The sequence below is a fragment of the Sphingobacterium litopenaei genome, from assembly GCF_014692495.1.
Classification (GTDB): Bacteria; Bacteroidota; Bacteroidia; order Sphingobacteriales; family Sphingobacteriaceae; genus Sphingobacterium; species Sphingobacterium litopenaei.
In genome coordinates, this window is sequence record NZ_JACOIJ010000001.1 from 122,120 (window position 1) to 135,198 (window position 13,079).

General features: G+C 36.9%; 6 protein-coding genes. All 6 read right to left on the bottom strand.

Translation table 11 applies throughout. The features are described from left to right. Position 1: 1 nt before the first annotated feature. The 6 genes from H8B04_RS00605 to H8B04_RS00630 all read right to left on the bottom strand — a co-directional run bounded on the left by H8B04_RS00605 (position 2) and on the right by H8B04_RS00630 (position 13,069). Entirely contained in the window at positions 2 to 2,857 is a 2,856-nt protein-coding gene (locus tag H8B04_RS00605; RefSeq protein ID WP_165289963.1) for a SusC/RagA family TonB-linked outer membrane protein, read from the bottom strand. A gap of 36 nt (positions 2,858 to 2,893) precedes the next feature. Beyond that, positions 2,894 to 4,795, bottom strand: a complete 1,902-nt coding sequence (locus tag H8B04_RS00610; RefSeq protein WP_190301118.1) for a RagB/SusD family nutrient uptake outer membrane protein — start codon at positions 4,793 to 4,795, stop codon at positions 2,894 to 2,896. Positions 4,796 to 4,806: 11 nt separating this feature from the next. Further along, on the bottom strand, positions 4,807 to 7,974 hold the full coding sequence (locus H8B04_RS00615) for a SusC/RagA family TonB-linked outer membrane protein (RefSeq protein WP_223815182.1): 3,168 nt from the start codon (positions 7,972 to 7,974) through the stop codon (positions 4,807 to 4,809). A 557-nt stretch (positions 7,975 to 8,531) separates the two neighbouring features. Then, complete coding sequence (locus H8B04_RS00620) at positions 8,532 to 10,235, bottom strand: endo-1,4-beta-xylanase (RefSeq protein WP_165289924.1); 1,704 nt, start codon at positions 10,233 to 10,235, stop codon at positions 8,532 to 8,534. A gap of 17 nt (positions 10,236 to 10,252) precedes the next feature. Beyond that, entirely contained in the window at positions 10,253 to 11,269 is a 1,017-nt protein-coding gene (locus tag H8B04_RS00625) for a DUF5627 domain-containing protein (RefSeq protein ID WP_190301119.1), read from the bottom strand. Between the two features lie 30 nt (positions 11,270 to 11,299). Continuing rightward, the gene (locus H8B04_RS00630; protein WP_190301120.1) at positions 11,300 to 13,069 is read right to left on the bottom strand and encodes a RagB/SusD family nutrient uptake outer membrane protein; all 1,770 of its coding nucleotides are present in this window, start codon (positions 13,067 to 13,069) and stop codon (positions 11,300 to 11,302) included. Positions 13,070 to 13,079: the final 10 nt, after the last annotated feature.

The following is a 13,079-nucleotide window of genomic DNA, read 5'->3' on the forward strand; positions in this document are numbered from 1 at the left end:
TCTAGAATAGAGCCTTAACGCCAAAGTTGAAAAATCTGGTTTGTGGTGTACTACCCACTGATAGCTGCATAGTTTCTCTTTCTTTAGCAAAAGTCATTAGATTGAAACCATTTACATAAGTGCCTAACTCACGAAGAATTCCCTTGCCCAAAATAGATTTAGGAAAATCGTATGATATCTGGACTTTGCTTAAATCAAAACGATTTGTACTATACATCCAGAAATCAGAAGCTCTATAATTATTATCACTATTGTTAGTAGTCAATCGGGGATAAGTAGCGGTCGTACTAGTCTCCGGAGTCCAACGATTACGAACGACTTCTGAATATTTGTCTTCCGCATCAACCCAGAAATAAGAATTATTACGCAAAGCATTAGCACCATTACGACTTGTCGCGACAGCGAACAAGGTTAAGTTTTTCCATTTGGCAGTAATATTGAATCCTAAAGAGAAAGGCGCACCGGCCCATCCTCCTTTGCCGAGATAAATTTCATCACGTGTATCAATTGTACCATCACCGTTTTGGTCTATGTATTTGATGTCACCAGGTCTCACTTCACCAAATGATGAAGTAGCTGAATTATCTATGTCGCTTTGATCTCTATAGAATCCATTACTTTGGAGCCCCCAAATAGCATCCAATGGTTTTCCTGTACGGTTTTGGTAAGCAAATTCAAATATCTCATCACGTTTAGAAGCTTGGGTGTCATAATAAAGTCCATTCACTCCTAAAGAAAGACTGCTAGAACTATTAAAAGATTTATTAATATTAATTCCAAAATCAACCCCCTTACGTTCATCTATATTATAATTCACATATGGTAAATCAGAATATACAGGCCAGTATGACATAAAATACATAGGATATATGGTACTTGGCTGGGTCAATAAACCATTCATCTGATTATAGAAATAAGTTGCATTATAACTGATTAAGTTATTAAACATATTGGCTTCAAAGCCAAAGCTAAACTCTCTACGTTTCGGGTAAGTCATATCTTTATTATCTCCACGCACACGATCAAAAGAATGTACAAGTTGACCATCTGCCCAACTGTACCATGCACCTTCTTGATAGGTATAATAGCCTTGATACATATAGAATTGCTCAATATCCACGTCTGTATTCACTATACCAGCAGAAGCTTTAAATCGAAGATCATTAAAAATGCCTCCTTTCATAAATTCTTCTTCACTTAATCTCCACGCTAAGGATAGTGTAGGGGAGAAGGCTTTACGTTTACCTTCCGGTAATTTTGCAGAATGCGGCAATGCTCCGCTGAAGTCAGCATAATATTTGTTTGCAAAATTGTAACCCAGATGTAAGCCTAAGTTTGCATTACTTTGCTTATGATATTCTGCTGATCGTGTTATTTGAAATGCATTAGCCAGAAGAATCGCGGACACATGATGATTGTCGTTATATGTACGGAAATAATTAAGCCTAGCATTCATGCCAATTGTTTGACGATAAATACTACCTCCAATATTCTGAACACCGTTTCTACGATCTTCGCCATATTTTGTCAAACTGCTAATCAAATCTTCTCCATTATAATTATTCCATGCGGCTTGGTAGACTGCATAGGTATTATTGTACGATTGATTGTATTGATTTTGATAATCAATAGCTAAGGCTGTTTGAAAAGTAAGTCCTTCCGTAATTCCTTTCAAATCAAAATCTAATCCTGTATTAAATTGAAATTGCCTATTCATATGACGACTGCTTCCACCAGAATATATAGTGGCAAAGGCATTAGTTTGATCGAGTTGGCTTCCACCTAATAAATACTGTCCATTTACTAAGAAGTTGGTGGTATTTACATAAGTCCAAGAGTTCTCATCTGCTTCCTCGAGCATACTAATGGGAATAAGTGGTGAGAAGCGATGTGGTCTACCAGTCGCTGCTGCTGCCCAATAGTCCGTGTTTACACCTTTTTGGGTGTAGAAGCTAGCAGAAGCATCAACATTAAGTGACATGATGCTATTAAGTCTAGAATCAATGTTTCCGCGCATATTGAATCTATTAGATGTATTTCCCTTCGCTTCACCAAAATTTAAAAGTGATCCGGCCGACCAAAAACCAAAATTTGTATAATATTTAGTTTTGTCACCTCCTCCAGAAACTTCAGCTGTGGCGTCATAGCGATTGAAGCTGTTCTTGATATAATCCGAAGAATAATAGTCTACATTTGGATATCTATAAGGATTAATTCCGACTGCATGATGATATATAGTTTCTTCACTATATAGGTTAGGTAGTCCATCATTTCTTCTGGCCTCATTATATAATGTCATATATTCGGCAGATCCTAAATATTTTGGATAGCTAATTGGCGTATTAATACCCGCATTCGTACGGATATTAATCTTTTGATTATCTTCCTGTCCGCGTTTTGTAGTAATATATATTACTCCTTTAGATGCTAAACTTCCATATAACGCAACTGCATTAATTCCTTTCATTACAGAAATTTCTTCGATCTCTGTAGGCATTACATTATTAGCGTCTCTTGGAAAACCATCTACCAATAATAGATATCCCCCAGTTCCCCAAATATTACCATTGTATCCTGGAATAAAGGCATCCAAATTGTCTAAGCTGTAAGTGGTGTAATTTTTATTTAATAGGTTATTAATATTGATGGCGCTTACTTCGCCCATTACATCTTTTTTCTTTACTTTACGAAAAGCTACTTGAACCAATTCGGTACTATCTGTATACAAACTATCTTGCAGGGCAATAGAAAAAGATATATTATTTGGGTGTGCAAATAGGTATATTCCTGGAGAAGCTAATATTCCCATGGATGCAATACTTAAGCACACCGCTTTCTTTATGTTTTTATACTTCATTGTCTTCATAATTTAATGAATGGATCATCCTCCGGATTACCAGCCTGGATTTTGATAAAACTCAGGATATAAATTCACATCCGATACTTTAAGTGGTAACCAATAATGTTTGGAAGAAAAATTTCTTTCCAATATCACATTCTCTCGAATATTTACAATACGGTTATTTGTTGGATCTTCGGGGTCAAATGATGCTCTGTCGAATTCTACCGACGTCTTTAAGGTATATGGTCTTTCGATTAATAATAGCCATCTTCTTAAATCATTAAAACGGTGTCCTTCATATGCTAATTCCACCGCGCGTTCGCGTCTTAACTCATCCAAGAATGTAGACACTGAACTTTGAAACTTTTGATGCACAGGGGCTACACCAGCGCGCTCACGAATAACATTTACGGCATCCAACGCTGTTTTACTAAAGTTTGATGATTTGCCACTAATACTGTTGTTTCCCATTAAAGCAGCCTCTGCGTACATTAAATACACATCAGCAAGCCGTAAATAGGGTATGTAAATATTCATAGCGTATGAGTAATCGAAATGCCTGTCGTAGTTATTGGCAGCCAACGTCGTAAACTTTCGTAAAGAATAACCTGTCCGAGACCCATTTTGAATACTTCTATATGATCCTCCTGTGTATAATTGCGCGTAGCGTCTGAGATTAGGATCCATATCAGTTTCCGTAATATTTCCAGTAACCACTTTCACGCCGTCAAATAGTATGTCTGTATAGAATCTAGGATCTCTATTTTTCCAAGGATAATTTGGATCATACCCAGATTCTGGATCAGCTTTAGTAATGTCCTTTATTGGTAATCCATTTGCCATACCATAATTGGCATGTACATAGTTTGCTGTAGGATTGAATTTTATTGCGTCACCTTCGGAAATTAAACCAGGGAGGTATTGTTTACTGGTATTATAATGGGTGTCGTTACCATTATTATAAGGTCCTCGAAAAATAGCCTCCGTACTACCTGGCAAAGCCCAGTTTTGATTAATTGTACGGAATACGGTATGAATATTAGTGAAATCCACCAGTTTATATTTTGTCTGACCACCTTCAACCAATCCCAATAATTCACCAAAGACTTCTGCTGCTTTTTTGCAATATTCCGCATGGTAATTTCTATCACCCGTTACAGTTTGGTTCATTAGTGGACTACCTGCCCATAGGTAATTCTTACCTAGGTAGGCAAGGGCCATTATTTTATTGATTCGAAGCTCATTCTTACCTAATGTTCTTCTTCCTGTCACGGTATTGTCCCAATCGAGCGGCAAAAGATTTGCTGCTTCACGAAAATCTGCAGCTGCAAGGTCTGCACATTCATGATAGCTAAGCCTAGGTAATGTCAATTTTTCATCACTTGGTAGTACATAATTGATATATGGCATGCCACCAAAGTATTCCATTAGACGGTGATGAAACCAGCCTCTGAAAAATAATAATTGACCTTTTATTAAGTTACGTTCTTCTGCTGTGGCATCAGTCATTTTGTCAAAATTTTCTAATGCAATGCTAATTTTGCGTAAGCCAAACCAAGCAGCATTCCATAGGTCTTGAGAACCTCTATTACCCCAAGTTGTTGTAAAGTCATTTTGCTCCATCCAACCAGCCCCCCATCCATCGTGTTGCGCTTGCCAGCCCCAAAAATTCCCATTATCTATTTTATGAATAAAGTGATAGTCGCCAGCAGTAGTAGTAATTTCATCTTCACCCCAGTTCCAAGAGTTTGTCCAATAATTGTTTGTGAAATTCACAATACAATGGTATAATTCTTCGGTATAACCTTGAAAATTGACGAAGTTTTTGAATGCATCATCAGGAGAGACAATGGATTCTTCTTCTTTATCTAAATATTTCTCACAAGAAGTTAAGGATGTAACACCTAAGACTCCACAAGAAATAAGCACTTTAATATATTTAGAATATTTCATAATAAATCCAATTAGAATGTAATGTTAGCACCTAAATTAAAACGCTTTACAGTAGGGTAAGCTCCTTGCGATGCCCAACCTGTACCCGCATAATTTGACTCCCTGTCATCTGGCATTTTAGACCACAGCAATAAGTTGTGCCCATTTAAAAAGATACGTATATGCTGTAACCCCATTCTGCGTATGAAGTTATGGTCAGTAGTTAGGTTATAGGCTATTTCTGCTGTTTTTAGTCGAACATAGGATCCATCGTACATAAACCTATCGGCATTATTGTAACTACTTGCTAAAGCTAACCATCTAGGCATAGGCACGTCAGCGTCAATATTGTCTTTCGACCAATATGTACCTTCATGATAAGCCAAATTACGTTGGCGGCCAAAACTTTCAAATACCACTTGACGCGTAACATTATTCACACCATACCATTGTGTCATTAAGCTGAAATTTTTGAAATCAAAACCAAGCGTAAGGTTATATGTGTTTTGAGGAACAGATGGATATGCATATGGGATATTATCTCTTGAATCGATAATTCCATCTCCATTAAAATCCACTATATGATAACTCCCAGGTAACTTATTATGATCATTATTATCATGCGCTGTAGATGAATATAGTTCGTCCCAAGTATTATAGCGACCAGCATTCACATGCGTATAAGTTTGACTGATTTGTTTATTTTCAAGTTTTTGATATTCCGGTAGTAGGGCAGGACTATCACCTTCAATGACTTTATCCTTTGCATGTGTAAAATTCATGTCCCCCCAAATTCTCCAGTTTTGATTGAGAGACTTGTTTGCTTTAATTTCTACCTCATATCCCTCATTTTCAACTATACCCAGATTGGCAACAGGAGCCGCAACGCCTAAATAGTCAGGAATAGCTCGGCTATTTCCAGGGATTAAAACATCAGTTCTTTTGTCTTTGAATATGTTAACTTGTCCAGTAATTAAATTATTAAATAATCCAAAATCAGCTCCAAAGTTTGTTTTTCTAACTTTCTCCCAGCGCACATTTGGATTTCCAAGAACATTTTCTTTGAACCACATGTAGCTACTTGTCTCTGGATTCACACCTACTACCCCCATTTTAGAGTTTCCACCCATAGTCCATTGCGTAAGATATAACCATCTACCTGCGACATTGTCATCCCCAATATCACCTACAGAAGCCCTAAGCTTCAACATATTCAATACGGAATTCCCTTTTAGGAAATTTTCCTCTGAAACTAACCAACCTAGACCTCCAGAATTGAAGAATCCAAATCTATATTCAGGCGCAAATTTCTCTGAACCAGTATATGCGCCATTGTATTCGATCATATACTTATTCTTGAAATTGTAGGTTGCACGAAATACCCAGTCTTCACGGAAATAGGGTTGTTGACTTCCTGTTGCATATTGGTTACGGTTAAATAAACCCATAGCAGTAAGATTGTGGTTTTCAGCAATTGTTGTTCTGTAATCCAACTGAAATTGATAGAAAAGTCTACGATAGGTAGATCCGTTGTTTACGTTTCCTTCTTGTTGAGTCCAGTCAATTCCCTCTACGAAATCAAAACCACTGTTATTTTGATTAAATCTGTATCTGGCTAAGCCAGTTTCAGGATCAATCCATTTTTCTTGAGGGTCATTAAATACATCGTTAATACCTCTTCCTGTCTCTACAAAGGTATTATCGAGAGAAAAAGTTCCTCTTGCTGTAAGACCGTTCACAAACATGTCTAATTTTTGTTCAAGCGTAAAATCAGATGTAATTCGATTAGTGGTTATAAATTGGTAACCCGCTAAAGCTAATGACCTTGCCGAATTGATACCAGCTTGCGAATCATTTGGGTAATAACCCCATGAGCCATCCGAATATCGTGGATAGATTACATCAGGGGCTAGAGTATAAGCAGCTATCCAAAAATCATATTCATTCACACCAATACGTGGACTTTTGCGCGTACCAGTTGATCCTGCTAGGTTAGTAGAGAATTTGGTGGTAGGAGTTAATTGAAAATCCAAATTAGATCTTACGTTAATTCTGTTGAAATTATACCCCGATTCGTAACCTCGGCTGTTGTCTCGATGTCGAAACATATCTCCTTCGAACAAATAATCTGCACTAGCAAAGTATTTTACTTTGGATGTACCACCAGCTATATTAACATTACTGTTTTGGGATAAAGCATATCCTTTAAATAATTCATCTGCCCAATCCACATTAACATAACGTTCTCTTTCCTCCTGATTTGCTGGATAGCGATATTTATCAATTATATTTTGTGACTGATAATACGACCAGCTGTCTGGTGAAAGTGCTAATTCATTTTCAATAGCCAGGTTACGAAGCATCATTGCATCATACGCATCCATTTTTCCAGGTAATTGTGATACTGTCTTTACAATATTATTTACAGTTCCACGCACGGATGCGCGTCCTTCACGCCCTCTTTTGGTTGTAATTAGGATTACACCATTTGCACCACGTACACCATAGATAGCTGTGGCAGAGGCATCTTTTAAGACAGATACAGTTTCAATAGACCCGATATCCACACTGGTCATAGGACGTTCTACACCATCAACCATAATTAATGGCTCTGTATTATTCCAAGTACTGCGACCACGTATTACAATACGAGGATCTTCTTCACCTGGCATACCTGTACTTGCTGTAGTTACTACCCCAGGTACATTTCCTGTTAACGCTGCACCGACACTTGATACACCTCCGGCACGTTCTAAAACCTTCCCTGCTGTTTGTGCTACTGCACCTACAACGGTTTCTTTTTTCTGCGTACCGTAACCGACTACGATGGTTTCCTCGATTTCGATTTCTATAGAATTCAGCGTAATGGTAACGTTAGTTCTGTTTTGAATGTTTTCTTCTGTCCTTTCATATCCAAGTTTGGTCACCACCAAGGTGTTGCTATTCTGCGGTACTTGTATACTGAATTTACCTGCATCATCGGTAGTTACTTGGACATTTGTTCCTTTTACTAATATAGAAGCACCACTTACTGCTTCATTGTTCTGATCTTGGACAGTTCCTTGGACTCTTCTGGATGTTTGTGCCAAACTGTCGACTGGCACACTCAGCGCCAACACTAAGGAAAAGGCAAATGAGAAAATTATTCCCCAAAGTTTTTTCCAATGCCTAATGAGTGTGATGGTAGATTTTATCATCATAGCATTTCTTAAGTTTATAAATTAATTGGTTATACTTAGTAGGTAGAATTATGTTCTTCTATAAGATTTTTTTGGTTAGCTATTATGAAACTATATTACTTTAATAGGTAATGTAGTCTATCTAGTAGCTGCTATTGTAAATCATAGGTTAGTTTTTTGTTTTTCATAGTTTCTTTAGTTTATAAATGGTTATAAATAGATGATTTAAAATAGTTATTCATATATATGTACACTATCTCATAGCAAAAAATAAATGTCGATGTTGGTTACTTGTTTATAATTGTATATCAAAGCTACAGTAAGTAATTTTTTCGATAGGATAAGAATGTCTAAATGAATGATAAGAATGTCTAATCTTAGTTTCTACATTCTAGAGAACACGTTTTAGTGGGTTTTAATCATATTCTAATTTCTGTTGCAATAAATAATTGATTTGAGAAGTTTTCTTTTAACAAGGAGTGATATTTCAGGAAAAGACAGCAAGTCTTAAAATAGAAAAAGGGAGGTTGAATTTTTTCATACCTCCCTTTTCTAGGAATTTTAAAAATATTTATTTTTTATTTGCCTTGAAAAGCTTCAACAATACCGACATAAGCATCCTTACGTTGATAACCAGATTTATTTGTGAAAATTCCTACAGGCTCATTCGGACGCCAAGAAGATGTTTCGAGTTGATCTACAGGGCTTCTAAAAGTAATACCTGCACGTTGTGCAGCAGGGATTTTATTGTTATAAGCTTTTATAAACCAATTATACATGGACGACTGCTGTAAGTATAATGAAGGTGTAGCTATTGTGATAGGGCCACCGATACCAATATCTAAAGCTGAAATCTTAATTAACTTTCCGGTACTTGCTAACCTTTCTAATGCTGTTTCTATTTTAGATTTATCTGCATCGAGATTTAAGGCAAATTCAGTAGCTATTCCGTCCACTCTTGCACCTCTTTGTTCGGTATAAGTTATCAGGTCTTTTAAGCCATTGATTTTGTCAGGGAACTCATCTAAATTCGTTTCGGTAATGAAAATTTTATCATCATTGTTTGCATATTGCTTAATCATATTAATTGCAACAGCTGCATAATCTTTACCTAAATAATCTTGCCAATAGAATGTATTTGCTGGCAAAGTACCTCCTGGATGTTTTCTCAATTGTGTAGGATTATCATTATCAATTGGCTGATATACCACACTCCAGGATTTTACTTTATTTTTTGCTACTTCACTTACAGCTTTGATATATTTATCCAATTCTGCGGTGAGGATGTGTCTTTTCTCTTCAGCAGATTTTACGATGGTTTCACCTGGGATTTCATAATTCATCTTAACATTGTCAATCAAGTAGTCTGGAGCACCAGTTTGTGAGCCTAACGTAAGTACAAAGGAATTCCATTCTTTTTGTGCTTCTGTTAAGTTCAAGGCTGCTATTGGCATAGTAATCATTCCTCTTCCCCAGGCATTAATAGGAATCCCGAAGCTTGAAGGACCTCCATATCCAATAAGGCTAGGATTGCCATAATCCGCGGTAATAGCCATACGCATACCCGCACCATAAAAGCCACAACAACCATCACCTTTGAAATCAATTGTTACGTTTTTGTAGTATTTCAATTTTCTCCCATCAGGTAAGGTGATTCTAAATTGTGGGAAAGCCGTAGATGGATTTTTTAAAATATGTAATACTTTTCCGCTATTACCTGCTGCTACAGGATCATTAACTACGGTTGCTGTGGCATCACTTGTCGTAGTACGATAAGTTGTACCTAATGCATCTCCCTCAAAATCGACGACATTGTCAACGCCAGAAACTCCTGGAAGTACGATATCGGCTATTAATCGATTGAGATAGGTGGATTGCTGATTTTGATGCCATACTAAATGACCACCATGAAGTGGCGTAGTTGAATTAGCCGTGAATACCGTTTCTAAATTTTCTAGAACTACACTACCGTCAGCTTGAACGATATTATTATGATTAAAAGTTCCAGCAGTCAGAGTTAATTCATCAAAATGCTCAGATAACAATCTGTAAAGTAGGCTGTTTGATCCTAAATCTCCAAGACTAACTTCCGCGCCTAATTTAAAATTGGCTTGATTGCCTTTATTGACATAACTTTTTAAAACATCATACTCGTCTCTTGCTTCTTGGTCAATGATACTTTGCGGTTTGTCAACGTAAATTTCTCTATTTTCGAATTTAGTACAAGCGCCAAATAGTGCAGTAGACATTAGCAGCATTGTAATTTTATTTACTGTTCTCATAGATTTCTAAAATTTAATTAATTCTGAAATGGCGTAAAATATTCAGGAGCAACAGCACGGTCACGCGCCACTAAAGTATCTTGCGTAACTATTTTTCCGCTAATCTGTCTTGAATTAGCTCCGCTACCCACGGTAACATTCGAATAATTCACTTCATAGTTGAGATATAAGGCACTTCTGTCTCTATTGCCCCAGCTATTTTTCTCTCCATTGATTACGTATTTGCCTGAGCCAGTAGCGGTATAGCCATTTGAATTAGTGCTAATGGTACATTCACCATTTTGGTTGAAAGTTAAAAGTAGGGTACAAGAGAAAATATTTCCTGCATCAGCATCACGAAATTGCACCGGGAACTCGACTTGACTTAATGTTTTAGTTTTTAAATTATTTACGTCATCATTTTCTACAAAAGCTTTGTGACGTACTACATTTCGGGATACATCTCCAGTCATTGCGTCTTTTCCTCTTCTTAAATAATTTCCGTGCCATGGATTAATAAATTTTAGCGCATAAAACACAAAGTTTTTGTCAGCTAAAATCGTATCCGCATTTTTCACGCTGTTCATTTTCAAAGGCAACACATAATTATTGGAAATCGCTAGCGGATCAGCAAAGAAAGCATCCGTAAGTTGCACGACTACACCACCTAAAATTTCTCCTTTTTTAATAGTTATTTGATTAGAATTAACCGAAAAATAGGTGGAAGGCATGGGCAATAGCTTTGCCCCGCCTGACCCAAAATATAGATTAGATAATAAGTTATTGTCTATGGAGTAATCAATCACTACATCGTTCTGGTTGTATCGAGTACCGCCTAATGTTGCCTTAATTTCCACTTTACGTTCATTATCTAATGAATTGTCAAAATTTAGATCCTCACCAAGTACGATCGTTCGAATAGGGTATTGGTTTGCAAAATACACTGCCTGATAATCAAAATCAGGATGTACGATTTCAGTGTTTTTACAACCCGATACTAAGCCTATTAGGACTGCTAGTATAAGTTTGGTGATTGTTATATTATTGTTTTTCATATAAATATTCATTAACTGGTAACTGAAATGTTATTCCCAACCATTATTTTGATATAGATTATTAAACTTGATCGTTTCCGATTGCGGTATAGGGCCGTAGAGCATATAGCTTTGATACGTACGAGTCTCTACTGTAATAGGCGTATAATTTCCGCTAACTAAGTCGATCCCACGCGCTGTAGTATTTAGATCTTCTTTCCATCTTCTGAGATCCCAAAAGCGGAAGCTTTCAAAACTTAATTCAATTCGACGTTCATTTCTGATCAATTGTCTCATTTTATCTTTATCCGTTTTGCATTCTTCGAGATACGCATCATTATTAGTCAACCCAATACCCGCTCTTCTGCGAATAGCTTTTATAACATCATAAGCCGAGAAACTATGTGTGCCAGTTCCAGTTGGTCCCCAAGCTTCATTTGCAGCTTCGGCGTAAGTTAAATACATTTCAGTATATCTGATTCTTGGCAGATACCTACTTTTGTTGCTTGTACTGTTTGGATTTCTATTTACATCCATTCTCAATCGTTTCTTCATATAATACCCTGTTCTGGTAGAAGTCTCTCTATTGTTTAGGGCATCTACTGTAGTAGATTGACTAGTGGTGTAAATAGGCGTATTATTTATACCAGCTTGTGCACCATTATAAATGATATAATGTGTAAGGCGAGGATCTCTGTTGGCATAAGGATTTGCAGCAGTAAATCCACTATTCGCGTGATTAATAGGATAACCATTCACCATTGGAAAAGCATCCACTAGGTTTTGAGTAGGATTGATAAACCCATTTCCAAATAGGCTAGGAGGTAGGTTTTGTGCTTCCTGATCTCCGTTATTGGTTTGTATATTCTCTCTCCAAATGATCTCAGGTGGGTTATTTCCTTGAGATAACCCATCAATTTCTCCTTGGTTATTGTAGAATGTATGACCGTTTGCTGGAAGTGCATTAGCACCACCTTTGTAATTAATGATTTCTGCTGCTGCATTGGCTGCTGCTTCCCACGAAAAATTATTACTTGCGTGTTGGAATGCTGGACTTGCGGCAAGCAATGCTGCTCTAGCTTTGAAAGATTTTGCAATTAATCCATTAAACAATTGGCGGCTGTGTGTACCCATTACCCTACTGTAATTTCCTGGACTATTGGTTACGTTTCGGAATTTCTCTGGAATCTGATTGGCATTGTTTATATCATTATATTCCATTGGAAGATAATATTCCGCACTATCCAAATCTGTTAATATTTGGTTAATACAGTCTTTGAAGCTTGCTCTTGGGATATTAAAATCGCTGGTCGAAGTTTGGTATTCTTTAATAAGAGGAACACCTAATAATTCGCCATTGGAAGCAATACCACCATGATTACGAACTAAGTAATACATGTATAAAGCGCGTAAACCAAATGCTTCTCCACGTAGACGCATATTGAATAGCTTGGCAACTTCTGGATCATTAGCCCAATTTACTTTCTCCGAATTGGCCAAAAATAAGTTTAGGTATAATAAAGAACCATAACCTGTATTCCAAAAATTCAAAGGATTATAAGACGCTGTCCATGAGCCCGTCGCGATTTGTAGATATTCATTTGTGCGGACATTCGTCACAGCATCATCGGTAGCTACATCGCTGTTGTTGTAATATGTCGGGATCGTTCTATACGTTGTATTTAAGAAGCCCTGTGCAAATCGGGAATCATCATACATTTGATCTTCCGATTTTAGATTTTCAGGATCTGGCTCAAACCACTTTTTACAGCTAACAAAAGAGAGAGCACATAATCCTAAAATAAATATTTTGATTTTCATAATTTCCTAA